The sequence below is a fragment of the Microbacterium sp. C23T genome (genome assembly GCF_053345975.1).
On record NZ_JBKFBD010000002.1, the window covers coordinates 201,838 to 217,555 of the forward strand.

Below are 15,718 nucleotides of genomic sequence, written 5' to 3' on the forward strand. Positions count from 1 at the left end.
GCTCAGGCCGAGGCGAACGCGCCGAGCCGGATGAGCGGGACCACCCGCTCTTCGTCCGTGAGGGAGCCGTGCTGCCCGATCATCTTCTGCGGTGCCTTGTCGGCGAGGCGGTCGTCGTAGTACGCGATTCCCGCGCGCGCCGCGACGATCACGTCGCCGATGCGGGCATGCACCTCCGGGTCGATCCGGCCCACGAGACCCGACGCCTCGAGCTCGGAGCGCGAGAACACCCACGAACGGGATGCCTCGGCCTCGCGCCATCGCGCGAGCACGGCATCGGCCGCACCCGGCTCCGTGTAGAGGTGGAGCATGCGGGGCTCGCCGCCGAGGAGGCGGACGCCGTCGAGCAGGTCGTCCCCTTCTTCGAGGAGGAGATGCCGATGGCGTGGCACGTCGATCATGCCGTGGTCGGACGTCACGACCACCCCGGTGCCGCGGTCGAGGGATTTCGAGAGCGTGCGGGCCGCGGCATCCACCCGCTCCAGCACCGCGACCCATTCGTCGGACTCCCAGCCGCGCTTGTGACCGATCGCGTCGAGATCGGGGGCATAGAGATAGATGAGCGACCCCGGATGCTGCGCCGCGAGGTCCGCGGCGAGGCTCACGCGCTCATCGAGGTCGTCGGCGCCGTGGAACTCGGCGTCCCCGAGCGTCGCGGCGGTGAAGCCGGTGCCGGCGTACTCGTTGCGCGAGACGGCGAAGAACGGCCGGCCGAGCGTCGCGGACAGCGGGGCGGCGCGCTGGAACTCGAGCGGAAGCCCGTCGGTGTCCCAGCCGCGGAGCAGATTCACCACGTCGTCGGTACCGGGCACCCGCGCGCGGTACCCGACGATGCCGTGCTCCCCCGGCAGCGCCCCGGTGAGCAGACTGGTCAGCGCGGCGGCGGTGGTCGAGGGGAAGACCGAGCGAGCGACGTCCTTCTTCGCGCGCGCCTCACTGAGGAAGCGGGCGTGGCCGGCCCGCGCCGAGAGGTTGTGGGCACCGAGCCCGTCGAGCACCCACACGATCGCGCTCCGCGCCGGGGCGAACCACTCCGAGCTGCCGTCCAGCGCCGCCGACATCTCGGTCACGACACGGGTGAGGCTCCGGGCACGCGGCGGGTCCACGGGTAGGCTGAGGGTCATCGGGGCCAGTCTCGCACACGCGGCCGCGCCCCCTCGCTCTCCGCCGTCACCCGAGGCTTCTTCGACACATGCCCGCTTCCCGCACCGATTCCTCCCCCGCCGACCACGGACGCATCGAGGACGTCGACGTCTCTTCGGAGATGCAGACGTCGTTCCTCGAGTACGCGTACTCGGTCATCTATTCGCGTGCCCTGCCCGACGCGCGCGACGGGCTCAAGCCGGTGCAGCGACGCATCCTGTTCCAGATGGCCGACATGGGGCTGCGTCCCGACCGCGGCCATGTGAAGAGCGCGCGCGTCGTCGGCGAGGTGATGGGAAAGCTCCACCCGCACGGCGACGCCCCCATCTACGACGCGCTCGTCCGTCTGGCCCAGCCCTTCTCCCTGCGCGTGCCCCTCGTCGACGGGCACGGCAACTTCGGCTCGCTAGATGACGGCCCCGCCGCGCCCCGCTACACCGAGGCCCGCCTCGCCCCGCCGGCGCTCGCGCTCACCGAGAACCTCGATGAAGACGTCGTCGACTTCATCCCGAACTACGACGGCCAGTTCCAGCAGCCCGAGGTGCTGCCGGCCGCCTTCCCCAATCTGCTCGTCAACGGCACCACCGGCATCGCGGTCGGCATGGCGACCAACATGGCGCCGCACAACCTCATCGAGGTCGTGGGCGCCGCGACCCATCTGCTCGAGAACCCCGAGGCGACGGTCGAAGAGCTCATGGAGTTCGTGCCCGGCCCCGACCTCCCCGGCGGCGGCATCATCGTCGGCCTCGACGGCATCAAGGACGCCTACACGAACGGCCGCGGCAGCTTCCGCACGCGGGCGAAGGTCTCGATCGAGTCGCTCGGCCCTCGCCGCACCGGCCTCATCGTCACCGAGCTCCCCTACCTCGTCGGCCCCGAGCGCGTCATCGAGAAGATCAAGGACGCCGTCAACGCGAAGAAGCTGCAGGGCATCGCCGACGTCACCGATCTGACCGACCGCCACCACGGCCTGCGTCTGGTCATCGGCATCAAGACCGGCTTCGACCCCCAGGCGGTGCTCGACCACCTCTACCGGCTGACGCCGCTCGAGGACTCCTTCAGCATCAACAACGTCGCCCTGGTCGAGGGGCAGCCGCAGACCCTCGGTCTGCGCGAGCTCCTGCGCGTCTACCTCGATCACCGCATCAGCGTCGTCACGCGCCGGAGCCGCTACCGCCTCGAGCGGCGCAAGGAACGCCTGCACCTGGTCGAGGGCCTCCTCATCGCGATCCTCGACATCGACGAGGTCATCCAGGTCATCCGCACGTCAGACGACAGCGAGCAGGCGCGCACGCGCCTCATGAGCGTCTTCGACCTGTCCGAGCCGCAGTCCGAGTACATCCTCGAACTGCGACTGCGTCGCCTCACGAAGTTCTCGCGCATCGAGCTCGAGACCGAGCGCGACAACCTGAAGAAGGAGATCGCGCAGCTCGAGGAGCTGCTCGGCAGCGACGTGCTGCTGCGCGCGCAGGTCGCGCACGAATTGGATGCCGCCTCCGAGGCGTTCGGCACGCCGCGGCGCACACTTCTCCTCAACGGCGGTCCGGTGCAGCCGCGCTCGCGCGCCGCGGCGGCGGTCGCCGACCTGCAGATCGCGGACGCGCCGTGCCGCGTCTTCCTCTCCGCCACCGGCCGCATGGTGCGTGCCGAGCTCGCGGCCGACGCCCCGGGCGGCGGCATCGTCGCGCCGGCACGGCGCTCGAAGCACGACGCCATCCGCTCGTCGGTGGACACCACCACCCGCGGCGACATCGGGGCCGTGACGAACCTCGGCCGCCTGGTTCGGTTCTCCCCCGTCGACCTGCCGTCGGTGCCCGGCAACTCGGTGCAGCTCGCCGCCGGCACCCGCGGCGACCAGTACCTGGGTCTCAGCGGCGGCGAGCACATCGTCGCGCTCGTGCCCCTCGTCGAGGGCCCGCCGATCGCGATCGGCACGGCGCAGGGCATCGTGAAGCGCGTCGCCGCGAGCGAGATCGCGAACAAGCACGACATCGAGGTCATCGCCCTCAAGGACGGCGACCGCGTCGTCGGCGCCGCGCCCGCGTCCGACGGTGCCGAGCTCGTGTTCGTGGCGAGCGACGCCCAGCTGCTCCGCTTCGACGCGTCCTCGGTGCGCCCGCAGGGCCGCTCGGCCGGCGGCATGGCCGGCATCCGTCTCACCGACGGCGCGCAGGTCATCTCCTTCGATGTCGTCGGCCCCTCCGAGTTCGACGCCGTCGTGGTCACGATCGCCGGCTCGACCACGGCGCTCGCGGGCACCGACGCCGGCAGCGCCAAGGTGTCGCTGTTCAGCGAGTTCCCCGCCAAGGGGCGCGCGACCGGCGGCGTGCGCGCCCAGCGCTTCCTGAAGGGCGAGGACGCCCTGACCATCGCCTGGGTCGGCACGGATCCCCGTGCCATCGGCTCGGACGGTGCGACTCGCACTCTTCCGGAGTCCGGCGCGAAGCGCGACGCATCGGGCACCGCGCTCGACGGCGTCATCGGCGCTGTCGGCACCGGCATCCGCTGAGCTCCGATCCACAGGAGAGGCGCACCGGCTCAGCCGGTGCGCCTCTCGCTGTTGCGGGGAACGGCGATCAGATCACGCGTCGATGCGCTCGCGCACCAGCCGGTCGCTGGAGTCGATGATGAACTCCTTGCGCGGCGCCACGTCGTTGCCCATGAGCAGTTCGAAGACGGATGCCGCAGCCTCGGCATCCTGCATCCGCACGCGTCGCAGCGTGCGGCCGTTGCGATCCATGGTCGTGGTCGCGAGCTGGTCGGCGTCCATCTCGCCGAGGCCCTTATAGCGCTGGACGGGCTCCTGCCAGCGCTTGCCGGCCTTCGTGAGCTTCGTGAGCAGTCCGTGCAGCTCGGCCTCGGAGTACGTGTAGATCGTCTCGTTGGGCTTGGAGCCGGGGTTCATCACGACCACGCGATGCAGCGGCGGGACGGCGGCGTAGACGCGGCCCTCGTCGATGAGCGGACGCATGTACCGGAAGAACAGGGTCAGCAGCAGCGTGCGGATGTGGGCGCCGTCGACGTCGGCGTCGCTCATCAGGATGATCTTGCCGTATCGGGCGGTGTCGAGGTCGAACGAGCGGCCCGAGCCGGCGCCGATCACCTGGATGATCGCGGCGCACTCGGCGTTGGACAGCATGTCGCTGATCGACGCCTTCTGGACGTTGAGGATCTTGCCGCGGATCGGCAGCAGCGCCTGGAACTCGCTGTTGCGTGCGAGCTTGGCGGTGCCGAGGGCCGAGTCGCCCTCGACGATGAACAGCTCCGACTCGGCGACGTCGTTCGACCGGCAGTCCGCGAGCTTCGCCGGCAGCGACGAGGACTCGAGCGCGTTCTTGCGGCGCTGCGTCTCTTTGTGGGTGCGCGCGGATATGCGCGCCTTCATCTCGGAGACGACCTTGTCGAGCAGGAGCGAGGTCTGCGCCTTGTCGTCGCGCTTCGGCGACGTGAAGCGCGCGGTGAGCTCGCGCGTGACGACGTTCGAGACGATCTGGCGGACCGCCGGCGTGCCGAGCACCTCCTTCGTCTGGCCCTCGAACTGCGGCTCGGCGACGCGCACGGTCAGCACGGCGGTGAGCCCGGCGAGGATGTCGTCCTTCTCGAGCTTGTCGTTGCCGACCTTGAGGCGACGCGCGTTCTGCGCCACCTGATCGCGCAGCACCTTCATGAGGCCCTGCTCGAACCCCTGCTGGTGTGTGCCGCCCTTGGGCGTGGCGATGATGTTGACGAACGAGCGCGACACCGTCTCGTAGCCGGTGCCCCACCTGACGGCGATGTCGACGTGGCACTCGCGCTCGACCTCGGTCGGCACCATCGCGCCCGAGGGCTGCAGCACCGGGACGGTCTCGGTGAACCTGCCCTCACCGGTGAGTCGCCACGTGTCGGTGACGCCGGAGTCGGGCGCGAGGAAGTCGGCGAACTCGGAGATGCCGCCGTCGAACCGGTAACTCGTCTCGACGGGCTCGCCGGCCTCGGTGCCGGGTCGCTCGTCGCGGATGACGATTTCGAGGCCCGGGACCAGGAAGGCGGTCTGGCGCGCGCGCTGCTCGAGCTCCTGCAGGTTGAACGCGGCGTCCTTCGTGAAGATCTGGCGATCCGCCCAGTAGCGGATGCGCGTGCCGGTCACGCCCTTCGCGGCGCGGCCAGCGACCCGCAGCTCGCTGCGCTCCTCGAACGGGGTGAAGCCCGAATCGGGGCTGCCGTTCGAGAAGACACCGGGCTCGCCGCGGTGGAACGACATCGCCCACGTCTTGCCGCCGCGGTCGACCTCGACGTCCAGGCGCTCCGAGAGCGCGTTGACGACCGATGCCCCGACGCCGTGCAGACCGCCCGATGCGGCGTACGAGCCGCCCCCGAACTTGCCACCCGCGTGGAGCTTGGTGAAGACGACCTCGACGCCGGTCAGCCCCGTGCGCGGCTCGATGTCGACGGGGATGCCACGGGCGCGGTCGCGCACTTCGACGCTGCCGTCGGCGTGGAGCACGATGTCGATGCGCGAGCCGTGGCCGGCGAGCGCCTCGTCGACGGAGTTGTCGATGATCTCCCACAGGCAGTGCATGAGGCCGCGCGAGTCGGTCGAGCCGATGTACATGCCGGGGCGCTTGCGGACCGCTTCGAGCCCTTCGAGCACCTGGAGATGATGGGCGGAGTACTCGGCGGTCACAATCTCCCATCGTAATCGGGGCGCCCGACAGCCCTGCACAGACACGCTTCAGGGCCGGTACGCGTACGCGCTCAGCGAAATGTCATCACTTCGCGGCATTCTCGAAACGTCGGCGTGGTTGTATTTCATGACCGCTAGAGAGTTCTACAAGTACGAGGAGGCACCGAGATGAACACGCTATCGACACCGACCGAGACCGGCGCCGTCCTCGAATACCGCCTCACGGCGATGGACCGCTGCGATTCGTGTGGCGCACAGGCCTACATCGCAGCCGAGGTCAACGGCAGCGAGCTGCTCTTCTGCGCCCACCACGGCCGCAAGTACGAAGAGAAGCTCCGCGCCATCGCGACCTCGTGGCACGACGAGACCGCTCGCCTGGCCGAGTAGGCGCCCGTTCGGCAGACTCGCACCCGTCGCTTCAGCGGCGGGTGTATCTGCGTTCGACGAGGGGTGACACGCGCAGGGCGAGCTCTTCACCGATCGTGCCGATGATCTCCGCGAGATCCGTCGCCGTGCTCTCCCCGGCGACGCCCGGTCCGTAGACCGTGACGACGTCGCCGACGACCGCGTCCGGCCACGCGGCGACCAGGGACTGCGTGCCGCCGATGGCAACGAGTGCGCGTCCGCCCGCCGGTGTGCCGACGGACGCGCGCCGCTGAAGCGATGACGGGAGCCCCTCCAGCGCACCGAGACCGATCCGGACGAACCCCTCGCCGACCTCGACGACGTCCGCGTCGAGCCGGCCGATCGGGCGGAGGCCCAGGTGATCGGCAGACGGTCCCCCGGCGGAGCGGATGCCGTAGCAGAACGCCCCCACGCGGACCATGTCGTAGCGGAACTCGGGGCGAGCGAAGGATGCGGCGCTGGCGGCGAGGTGGCGCATGGCCGGGCGCAGGCCCGCAGCCGTGGCCTGGTCCAGGGCCCACTCGTACACGGCTCGGGCGTCGTCGTCCTCGGAATCGGAAGCCTCGGCGATGTGGCTCCAGACACCCGCGACCTCGATCACGCCGTCCGCCTCGAGGACTGCAGCGCGCGACACGAAGGCCGGCCACTGCTCCGGCCGCACGCCGTTGCGGTGCAGTCCGGTGTCGATCTTGAGGTGCACGCGCACCGGGGCACCGGCATCGCGGGCGGCCTCTGCGAGCTCCTCCAGCAGGTCGGCGTCGCCGATGCCGAGGTCGATCCGCCGGGCGACGGCGGCCTCGAGGTCATCGCGCGAGGCGGCGATCCACGCGAAGATGCGGGCGTCGTCGCCGACGGCATCTCGCACGGCGCAGCCCGTCCGCACATCGAAGGCGCCGAACCAGCTCACGCCTGCGGCGGCCGCCGTCTGCACGACAGGCTCCAGGCCGTGGCCGTAGGCGTCGTCCTTGACCACGAGCATCAGCTCCGCGGGAGACACCGTCGCGCGCACCTGCGCGATGTTCGCGACCAGGGCGTCGAGGTCGACATGGAGGCGGGCGGTCATGGGGTCTCCTCACGACCGGCACGCAACCCGACCATGGTGACGAGCTCACCGGCGGTGAGTCCCGTTTCACGGACCCAGTCGGCGAGCGAGGGCTCGCCTTCCCCCGGGTCGCCGAGGAACAGGACCTCGTCGCCGCGGCGGACCGCGGCATCCGCGATGTCCACCACGCACACGTCCATGGCGACGCGTCCGACGACGGGATGCCTCTCCCCCACGATCGCGACGTCCACCGCGCCACCGAGGGCGCGCACGATGCCCTGCGCGTAGCCGCCCGTGACGAGCGCGACGCGCGTGTCTGCGGGCGCGCGGTACGCGTAGCCGTACGACACGCCTTCGCCCTCGCGGAGATCCTTCACGGAGAGCACGGTCCCCGTGAGTCGCAGCGCGGGCACGGCGGGGTGCTCGGCGCCGGGGAGCCCGAGGAGTGCCGCCGCCGAGAGCGAGTCGCTCCGCGCCGCGATCGGCGCCGAGTCGGCTGCGGTGGGCCCGCCGTGGGGCGTGCGGGCCTCGAGGCCCACGGTCGCCAGCACGTCGCGCACGAGCTCCACGCCGTGGCCCCAGGCATCCGCTTCGAGGATCGACGCATCGTAGGAACGGATGCCGCGATCCCACGCGGTGCGCGCGTTCGCGGTCAGCACGGCCCGCGAGATCCGCGCGACGGGGGCGCTGCGGGGACCTGATCCCGGCACGGCATGGTCGTGCCCAGGGATCGCGGAACTCACGCCTCTAGACTATCGGGGTCCCCGAACCGAACCCGGAGCACGCATGTCTTCTCAGGGCCTCGCCCTCTCGAACCGTCTTCGCTACCTCGCCTGGCGTGTCCGTCGCATCGACGTCGGATCCGTGCTGGAGCGCGCGAAGGAGACCGCCCACGAGCACGGCAAGTGGACCCCCGCGGTCCTCGTCGACATGCTGTGGTCGGCCGGGTTCCAGCAGGTCGGCTTCCAGGACTACGTCGACTACGACTTCGCGATCCTGAACCGCGCCGAGCGGGCGACCTATATGACGCACCCGGTGTCGAACGAGATCTCGCAGAAGTACGACCACCCCGACTACCGCGGCCAGTTCCAGGACAAGGTCGAGTTCGACCGCGTCTTCAGCGACTTCCTCCGCCGCGACTGGATGGTGGTCGAGGAGGGCAACGCCGACGCGGTGCGCGCCTTCGCCGAGAAGCACGGCACGATCGTCACGAAGGAGCCGGTGGGCCAGGCGGGCACGGGCGTGCACCGCTACCACGCGGCCGACGTCTCGGATTGGGACGAGTTCCACCGCGGTCTGCTCTCCCGCGGCGAGCTGCTCATCGAGGAGGTCATCCGCCAGCACGCCGACCTCGCGGCGGTGTGCCCCGGAACCGTGAACACCACCCGTGTCACCGCATTCTTCGACGGGGAGAAGACCCACATCCTGGCGATGGCGCAGAAGTTCGGACGCGGCGCCGTGAGCGACCAGATGACGTTCGGCGGCTTCTACACGATGCTCGACGAGAACGGTCATGCGGTCGGACCGGGCTACGACTCGCACAGCCATGTGCACGAGAAGCACCCCGACAGCGGCTTCGTCATCGCCGACTTCCAGCTGCCGATGATCGATCAGGTCAAAGAGTTCGTCGACCAGGTCGCCCGGGTCGTGCCCCAGATCCAGTACGTCGGCTGGGACATCGTCGTCACGCCCGACGGTCCGGTGCTCGTCGAGGGCAACTGGGGCGCCGGGGTGTACGAGAACAAGCCGAGCGTCACCGGTATCCGCACCGGTCACAAGCCGCGGTATCGCGCGGCGATCGGGTTCTGAGCCGGCTTCACCACGCACGCGGAAGGCGCGGCATCCGCAAGGATGCCGCGCCTTCGTGCTGAAACCGTCAGATCGTCCGGACGATGCCGAGCGGGGTCGACTGGTGGCCCTGACCCAGCGGGTTGTCCTTGAGGATCGAGACGAGCCGCTTCTCTTCGCCCTTGTCGAGCGTGGAGCCGAGGATGTTGCCGCCGAGGTCGTTGATGTCCACCACGGCCACCTCGGGCACGCCGCCCAGCAGCGCCTTGAGGTGCGTCGCGACCTCACGCGGGCGCTCGGGTCCGAGCACGACCGCCTTGTTGTACGGCGGGATGGTGCCCGACGTCGGTCCGTCGATCGCCCGGGCCTTGTCGCCCGCGATGCGGTAGAAGTCGCCCTTGCGCCCGAACAGCTTGGTGACGGCGGAGACGGCGGCCGCGAACAGGATGCGGATCGTGCCGCACTCGCGGAGGGCCATCTCCATCGTCTCGGGCATTCCCAGGCCGATGCCGTAGGGCGTGCGAGTGACGTACTTCGAGAGGAAGAGCGCCAGCTTGCGCGGCTTGATGTCCTCCACGAGGTACGAGCGGCCCTGCGTGATCGCGACGATCTTCTCGGTCACGAACAGCAGGTCGCCCTCGCGCACGACATCGGCCGCGTACTCGCGGACGAACTCGTCGAGGTCGTCGCCCGGCATCACGACCCGCGTGCGGATCGGGATGCGGGCGAACGACGAGCCCTCGACCTGGACGGTGAGCGCCTTGCCGGCGTTCGCCTCACTCACTCGAGATAGTCCCGCAGCGATTGCGAACGCGACGGGTGCCGCAGCTTCGCCATCGTCTTCGACTCGATCTGGCGGATGCGCTCGCGGGTGACCCCGAACGTGTCGCCGATCTGGTCGAGCGTCTTCGGCTGGCCGTCGCCGAGGCCGAAGCGCATGCGGATCACGCCGGCCTCGCGCTCCGAGAGCGAGTCGAGGAGCGACTCGAGCTGACGCTGCAGCATCGTGAAGCCCACCGCGTCGGCGGGGACCACGGCCTCGGTGTCCTCGATGAGGTCACCGAACTCGCTGTCGCCGTCCTCGCCGAGGGGCGTGTGCAGCGAGATCGGCTCACGGCCGTACTTCTGCACCTCGATGACCTTCTCGGGGGTCATGTCGAGCTCGCGGCTGAGCTCCTCGGGCGTGGGTTCGCGACCGAGGTCCTGCAGCATCTGACGCTGGACGCGCGCGAGCTTGTTGATGACCTCGACCATGTGCACCGGGATGCGGATGGTGCGGGCCTGGTCGGCCATGGCGCGGGTGATGGCCTGACGGATCCACCACGTCGCGTACGTCGAGAACTTGAAGCCCTTGGTGTAGTCGAACTTCTCGACCGCGCGGATGAGGCCGAGGTTGCCCTCCTGGATCAGATCCAGGAACTGCATGCCGCGGCCGGTGTAGCGCTTGGCGAGCGACACCACGAGGCGCAGGTTCGCGCCGAGCAGGTGGCTCTTCGCGCGCTGGCCGTCGCGGGCGACCCACTGCAGGTCGAGTCCGAGCTGCGAGGTCTTCTCGGCCGCCGACATGTGCGACAGCTTCTCTTCGGCGAACAGACCCGCCTCGATCCGCATCGCGAGCTCGACTTCTTCGGCCGCGTTCAGGAGCGGCACCTTGCCGATCTGCTTGAGGTAGTCCTTGACCGGGTCGGCCGTCGCGCCCGTGATCTGGGTCGAGTAGACGGGGACGTCGTCTTCGTCGCTCGACGAGATGACGATCGCGCCGGTCGGGAGGGGCTCGGTGAACGCCGGCTTGGTGCTCTCCTCCTCTTCCTCCTCGTCGTCGGTCGCGTTGGCGTCGTCGCCCGACGCCTTCGCGCCCTTCGCCGACTCGCCGGCCTCCGCCGTGTCGCCCTCGCTGTCGTCGCCGTCCTCCTCGAGTTCGACGTCGTCGTCGAGCTCCTCGACGTCGTCCTCGAACTCGTCGTCCGACTTCTTCGCGCGCTTGGACGCGGTCTTCGGAGCGGCCTTGGTCTTCGCGGCGCCCTTGGCTGCCGGAGCCTTCTTGGCGGCCGCCGTCTTCGTCTCGTCCGTCTCGGTGTCCTTCGCGGCCGAGCGAGCCTTGGTGTTCGTGCCTGGAGTCACGTTTCGCCTTTCACCGGTCGAGGCGCCCTGCGCCTCTCCGGTCGGTTTCGGACACTAGTAAGACCCTTGTCAAGTCCACATCTTCGAAGGGATACCCCACGAAGACGGTTGACAACGGGTCAGAGCGTCTAGTATCTCATACTTGCCGTGCGCCGCCAGCATCGCCCTGCCGAGACCGGCGCACCTCCATCGCTGGTGTCAACGCACCGGTCCGGCGTCGAATTCCGCCGACGCGCGGCGAGAGCGCGATCACGAGCCGCGCTTGTCGTCCTCTCCGGGGCGGGTCGCCAGGAACCGCTCGAGTTCTGCCGCCAGCTCATCGGCGCTGGGCAGATCGCCCGTGTGGATCATCGGAGTCGCCAGCGTGGATCCCGCCATGTAGGCGTCGTAGCGCTCTTCCAGGCCCTGCACCATGCGCGCGAGCTCGTCGCTGCCCTGAATCTGCTCGGTGACCTTCTCGAGGTACTCGCGGTTCTCCTCGCGCAGCTCGTCGCCCGCGAACACGAGTCCCGTCGCGACGGTGAGGCTGTCGAGGGCGGCCAGAGCCGCTGCCGGGTACTCGGTGTCGCCGAGATAGTGCGGGATCAGCAGCACGAAGCCCGCGACGCGCACGCCCGCGGCGGCGAGGCGGTACTCCAGCAGGTGGCCCGCCGTCGCCGGCACCTGGGTGTGGGGCTGCCACACCGAGTGCGCTTCGGCGAGCTCCGACCGCGTTCCGCTCACCGTCGTGCCGATCGGCCGCGTGTGCGGCACGGGCATCGGGATCGCGTGCACCCACGTCACCGTGGAGACGCCGTACACCTCGGTGAACTCGAGCACCGCCTCGGTGAAGGCATCCCACGCGAAATCGGGCTCGTAGCCGGCGAGCAGCAGGAACGGCTGACCGAGGGCGTCGTGGGCGAACGACAGCTCCAGGCGCGACGGGCGGTAGTCGGTGAGATGGTCCTTCTCGAACGACACGATCGGGCGGCGCGCGCGGTAGTCCAGCAGCGTGTCGTTGGAGAACACGGCGAGCGGCGACGGCGAGAGCTCGTCGCGGAAGTAGTCGATCAGGCGGCTCACGGCGCTGCCGGCATCGGTGAACCCGGTGAGGGCGATCACGAGCGGCAACCCGCGCGGGACGGGCGGCGCTGAAGCCGCACGCTCGAACAGCGGGCCGGGAAAAGGCATGCACCCATGCTACGAGCCGTCCGCCGAGGTCGGGTCGCGATGGTCGCGCTCAGAGCGAACAGTCGTCGTCCCTAGGATGGAGACCATGTCGTTCCCCGACCTCGAGTACCGCACCGCACCTGTCCGAGAGTCCGACGCCGACCTTCTTCTCCTCGCGCTCCCCCCGCTCGACGCCGAGGGATCCCCGGATCTATCGGACTGGCCGGGCCTGCGCGAGGCGCTGTCGGGGGTGGGCTTCACCGGCGCCGCGGGCGCCTGGGTGCGCGCGTATGCGCCGGACGCGACGACTCTGCCGCTGGCCGTCGTCGGGACCGGTTCGGCTCCGGATGCCGCGGCCCTGCGCGATGCGGTGGGCGCGGCGATCCGCGCCATCACCGGCTTCGCGACCGTCGCCGTGGCCGCTCCGTACGCCGATCCTTCGCTGTGGACCGCCGCCGCGGAGGGCGCCGCCCTCGGCGGATACCGCTTCGAGGGCTACAAGACCGAGGCGCCGAAGCCGCGCGCGCAGCGCGTGGTCGTCCACGGCAGCGCCGAGCCGGACGACGCGGCGCTGAAGCTGATCGTCGAGACCGCGGCATCCATCGCCCTCGTCAAGGACCTCGTCAACACCCCGGCCGAATGGCTCGGACCCGCCGATGTCGCACAGCGCGCCACCGAGTCCGTCGCCGAGCTGCCGGTCACCGTCCAGGTGCTCGACGAGGAGGCGCTGCGCGAGCAGGGCTTCGGCGGCATCCTCGGCGTGGGGCAGGGGTCCGACCGTCCGCCGCGTCTCGTCCGCCTCGAGTACGCGCCGGAGGGCGCGGGCAGGCACGTCGCGCTGGTGGGCAAGGGCATCACCTTCGACACCGGAGGCCTGTCGCTCAAGCCCGCCGCCTCGATGGTCGGCATGAAGTACGACATGGCGGGCGCCGCAACCGTTCTGGGTGTGCTGCGGGCCGTGGCATCCGTCGGCGCTCCCGTCAAGGTGACGGCGTGGCTCTGCGTGGCGGACAACATGCCGTCCGGCCGCGCCACGCGCCCCGGCGACGTGCTGCGCCTCCTCGACGGCACGACCGTGGAGGTGCTCAACACCGACGCCGAGGGCCGTCTCGTGCTCGCCGACGGACTGGTCGCCGCCAGCCGCGAGAACCCCGACGTGATCGTCGACGTCGCCACGCTCACCGGCGCGATCCTCGTCGCCCTCGGCACGCGCCACACGGGTGTGATGGGCGACGACGACGCCGTGGCCGCCTACCTCGCGGCAGCCGCCGAGACCGGCGAGCCCGCGTGGCAGCTGCCCCTTCCCGCTCACATGGTGGAGGAGCTCGACTCCCCCATCGCCGACCTGCAGAACGCCAAGATCGGCGACCCTGCGGGCGGCTCGCTCTTCGCAGGACTGTTCCTGCGTCACTTCGTCGGCCGCACGGCCGACGAGACGGATGCACCCCGAATCCCCTGGGTGCATCTCGACATCGCCGGCAGCGGGACCCACAAGGGCGCGCCGTACGGCTTCACCGACAAGGGACCGACTGCCGCCACCGTGCGCAGCCTGATCCGCTTCGTCCTGGCAGACCTCGATGAGGAGGCACGATGACCGACCACTCCTTCGATCTCGTCATTCTCGGCGGTGGAAGCGGCGGCTATGCAGCCGCGCTCCGCGCCGCGGAACTCGGCAAGACCGTAGCCCTCGTGGAGAAGGACAAGGTGGGCGGGACGTGCCTGCACCGCGGCTGCATCCCGACGAAGGCCCTGCTGCACGCGGCCGAGGTGGCCGAGTCGGCACGGGATGCCTCGGCCATCGGCATCCGCGCGACCTTCGAGGGCGTCGACCCTGCGGGTGTGCGCGCCTACCGTGAGGGCATCGTCGCGAAGAAGTACAAGGGGCTCGAGGGCCTGGTCAAGGCGCGCGGCATCACCGTGGTGAACGGCGAGGGACGCCTCGAGGCAGGCCCGGCCGTCCGTGTCGGCGACGACCTTTATCGCGGCACCGACGTCGTACTGGCCACCGGCTCGTACAGCAGGACCCTTCCCGGCCTCGAGATCGGCGGCCGCATCCTCACCAGCGAGCACGCGCTCGAGCTGGATGAGATCCCGGGCAGCGTCGTGATCCTCGGCGGCGGCGTCATCGGCGTCGAGTTCGCGAGCGTCTGGCGCTCGTTCGGCGCCGACGTCACGATCGTCGAGGCGCTCGATCACCTCGTGCCCAACGAGGATCTGTCGCTCAGCAAGGGCCTCGAGCGCGCGTTCCGGCGCCGCGGCATCCAGTACTCGCTCGGCGTGCGTTTCCAGACCGCGACGCAGACCGCCGACGCCGTGACCGTCACGCTCGAGGACGGCAAGACCTTCACCGCCGACTACCTGCTCGTCGCCGTCGGGCGCGGACCCGCGACCGCGGGCCTCGGCTACGAGGAGGCGGGTGTGACGATCGACCGCGGCTTCGTCATCGCAGACGAGCGGCTGCGCACCGGCGTCGACCACGTCTGGGCAGTCGGCGACATCGTCCCGGGCCCGCAGCTCGCGCACCGCGGCTTCCAGCAGGGCATCTTCGTCGCCGAGGAGATCGCCGGGCTCTCCCCCGTCCTCATTCCCGACGCCCACATCCCGAAGGTCACGTACAGCCACCCCGAGGTCGCGTCCGTCGGCCTCACCGAGGCGCAGGCGGCCGACGCGCACGGCGCGGACGGCATCGTCGCCTACGAGTACAACCTCGCGGGCAACGGCAAGAGCGAGATCCTCGGCACGAGCGGCATCGTCAAGGTCGTCCGCGTGAAGGAGGGGCCGGTCCTCGGCGTCCACCTGATCGGCGACCGCGTCGGCGAACTCATCACCGAGGGTCAGCTCGTCGTGGGCTGGGAGGCCCACCCCGAAGACATCGCACCGTTCATCCACGCGCACCCGACCCAGTCCGAAGCGCTCGGCGAGGCGTTCCTCGCTCTCGCAGGCAAGCCCCTGCACGCGCTGTGACCCGTCGGGCCGCGCCCCATCACTAAGCTAGATCCGATATTTCTTCAGAAGGAGACATCCTCATGAGCACATCCGTGGTCCTCCCCGCTCTCGGCGAGAGCGTGACCGAGGGAACGGTCACCCGCTGGCTCAAGAACGTCGGCGACACGGTCCAGGCGGACGAGGGCCTGCTCGAGATCTCCACGGACAAGGTGGACACCGAGATCCCCTCGCCGGTCAGCGGCGTGATCGAGGAGATCCTCGTGCAGGAGGACGAGACCGTCGAGGTCGGCGCCGTGCTGGCGAAGATCGGCGACGGCTCCGGGTCCTCCGAGGCCGCCCCGGCGCCCGAGGCCGCTGCCGCAGAGCCCGCTCCCGCGGCCCCCGCCGAGGCTCCGGCCGCCGAAGCTGCCGCCGCGCCCGCTGAGGCCGCGCCGGCAGCCGAGCAGCCCGCCGCCCCCGCC

The 15,718-nt window shown here is 70.2% G+C and carries 13 protein-coding genes; 6 read left to right on the forward strand and 7 right to left on the reverse strand.

Annotated elements, in window-relative coordinates:
• Nucleotides 1–2 precede the first annotated feature (2 nt).
• The gene (locus ACLBXX_RS02050) at nt 3–1,124 is read right to left on the reverse strand and encodes an alkaline phosphatase family protein (protein WP_447656589.1); all 1,122 of its coding nucleotides are present in this window, start codon (nt 1,122–1,124) and stop codon (nt 3–5) included.
• A gap of 68 nt (nt 1,125–1,192) precedes the next feature.
• Between ACLBXX_RS02050 and ACLBXX_RS02055 the strand changes: the two genes are divergently transcribed.
• A complete protein-coding gene (locus ACLBXX_RS02055) occupies nt 1,193–3,652 on the forward strand; it encodes a DNA gyrase/topoisomerase IV subunit A (protein ID WP_447656590.1) in 2,460 nt (819 codons plus the stop codon).
• Nucleotides 3,653–3,724: 72 nt separating this feature from the next.
• Here ACLBXX_RS02055 and ACLBXX_RS02060 read toward each other — a convergent pair whose 3' ends face one another.
• Nucleotides 3,725–5,806: a DNA gyrase/topoisomerase IV subunit B gene (locus tag ACLBXX_RS02060; protein ID WP_447656591.1), complete on the reverse strand. Its 2,082-nt coding sequence runs from the start codon at nt 5,804–5,806 to the stop codon at nt 3,725–3,727.
• A gap of 168 nt (nt 5,807–5,974) precedes the next feature.
• Between ACLBXX_RS02060 and ACLBXX_RS02065 the strand changes: the two genes are divergently transcribed.
• Nucleotides 5,975–6,193 carry a DUF7455 domain-containing protein gene (locus ACLBXX_RS02065; RefSeq protein ID WP_387137527.1) on the forward strand — a complete coding sequence of 73 codons (219 nt, stop codon included), beginning with the start codon at nt 5,975–5,977 and terminating at the stop codon, nt 6,191–6,193.
• Between the two features lie 31 nt (nt 6,194–6,224).
• Here the strand turns inward: ACLBXX_RS02065 and ACLBXX_RS02070 are convergent, their stop codons facing one another.
• Together ACLBXX_RS02070 and ACLBXX_RS02075 are read right to left on the reverse strand one after the other, a co-directional pair.
• On the reverse strand, nt 6,225–7,274 hold the full coding sequence (locus ACLBXX_RS02070) for an alanine racemase (RefSeq protein ID WP_447656592.1): 1,050 nt from the start codon (nt 7,272–7,274) through the stop codon (nt 6,225–6,227).
• A complete protein-coding gene (locus ACLBXX_RS02075; protein ID WP_447656593.1) occupies nt 7,271–7,996 on the reverse strand; it encodes an alanine racemase C-terminal domain-containing protein in 726 nt (241 codons plus the stop codon). Before ACLBXX_RS02075 ends, ACLBXX_RS02070 begins: the two co-directional genes overlap by 4 nt.
• 43 nt (nt 7,997–8,039) lie before the next feature.
• Here ACLBXX_RS02075 and ACLBXX_RS02080 point away from each other — a divergent pair, with 43 nt between their 5' ends.
• Nucleotides 8,040–9,062, forward strand: coding sequence for a sugar-transfer associated ATP-grasp domain-containing protein (locus tag ACLBXX_RS02080; RefSeq protein ID WP_447656594.1), 1,023 nt, complete (start codon nt 8,040–8,042; stop codon nt 9,060–9,062).
• Between the two features lie 67 nt (nt 9,063–9,129).
• Here the strand turns inward: ACLBXX_RS02080 and ACLBXX_RS02085 are convergent, their stop codons facing one another.
• The 3 genes from ACLBXX_RS02085 to ACLBXX_RS02095 all read right to left on the reverse strand — a co-directional run bounded on the left by ACLBXX_RS02085 (nt 9,130) and on the right by ACLBXX_RS02095 (nt 12,332).
• On the reverse strand, nt 9,130–9,825 hold the full coding sequence (locus tag ACLBXX_RS02085; protein WP_056367335.1) for a coenzyme F420-0:L-glutamate ligase: 696 nt from the start codon (nt 9,823–9,825) through the stop codon (nt 9,130–9,132).
• The gene (locus ACLBXX_RS02090) at nt 9,822–11,162 is read right to left on the reverse strand and encodes an RNA polymerase sigma factor (RefSeq protein WP_447656595.1); all 1,341 of its coding nucleotides are present in this window, start codon (nt 11,160–11,162) and stop codon (nt 9,822–9,824) included. Before ACLBXX_RS02090 ends, ACLBXX_RS02085 begins: the two co-directional genes overlap by 4 nt.
• A gap of 249 nt (nt 11,163–11,411) precedes the next feature.
• Entirely contained in the window at nt 11,412–12,332 is a 921-nt protein-coding gene (locus ACLBXX_RS02095) for a proteasome assembly chaperone family protein (RefSeq protein WP_447656596.1), read from the reverse strand.
• A gap of 85 nt (nt 12,333–12,417) precedes the next feature.
• Between ACLBXX_RS02095 and ACLBXX_RS02100 the strand changes: the two genes are divergently transcribed.
• The 3 genes from ACLBXX_RS02100 to ACLBXX_RS02110 form a co-directional block, all read left to right on the forward strand.
• Complete coding sequence (locus tag ACLBXX_RS02100; RefSeq protein WP_447656597.1) at nt 12,418–13,905, forward strand: leucyl aminopeptidase; 1,488 nt, start codon at nt 12,418–12,420, stop codon at nt 13,903–13,905.
• Nucleotides 13,902–15,275 (forward strand): dihydrolipoyl dehydrogenase, encoded by a 1,374-nt coding sequence (gene lpdA / locus ACLBXX_RS02105; protein ID WP_447656598.1) that lies wholly within the window; start codon nt 13,902–13,904, stop codon nt 15,273–15,275. Before ACLBXX_RS02100 ends, lpdA begins: the two co-directional genes overlap by 4 nt.
• Before the next feature lie 62 nt (nt 15,276–15,337).
• Nucleotides 15,338–15,718 (forward strand): biotin/lipoyl-containing protein (locus ACLBXX_RS02110; protein ID WP_447656599.1); only part of this gene is annotated, 381 nt, incomplete at its 3' end.

What these genes read in the sequence shown, in the direction of transcription:
- ACLBXX_RS02050 (WP_447656589.1), bottom strand. Translation starts at nt 1,124, where the DNA reads ATGACCCTCAGCCTACCCGTGGACCCGCCGCGTGCCCGGAGCCTCACC.
- ACLBXX_RS02055 (WP_447656590.1), top strand. Translation starts at nt 1,193, where the DNA reads ATGCCCGCTTCCCGCACCGATTCCTCCCCCGCCGACCACGGACGCATC.
- ACLBXX_RS02095 (WP_447656596.1), bottom strand. Translation starts at nt 12,332, where the DNA reads ATGCCTTTTCCCGGCCCGCTGTTCGAGCGTGCGGCTTCAGCGCCGCCC.
- ACLBXX_RS02080 (WP_447656594.1), top strand. Translation starts at nt 8,040, where the DNA reads ATGTCTTCTCAGGGCCTCGCCCTCTCGAACCGTCTTCGCTACCTCGCC.
- lpdA (WP_447656598.1), top strand. Translation starts at nt 13,902, where the DNA reads ATGACCGACCACTCCTTCGATCTCGTCATTCTCGGCGGTGGAAGCGGC.
- ACLBXX_RS02070 (WP_447656592.1), bottom strand. Translation starts at nt 7,274, where the DNA reads ATGACCGCCCGCCTCCATGTCGACCTCGACGCCCTGGTCGCGAACATC.
- ACLBXX_RS02100 (WP_447656597.1), top strand. Translation starts at nt 12,418, where the DNA reads ATGTCGTTCCCCGACCTCGAGTACCGCACCGCACCTGTCCGAGAGTCC.
- ACLBXX_RS02065 (WP_387137527.1), top strand. Translation starts at nt 5,975, where the DNA reads ATGAACACGCTATCGACACCGACCGAGACCGGCGCCGTCCTCGAATAC.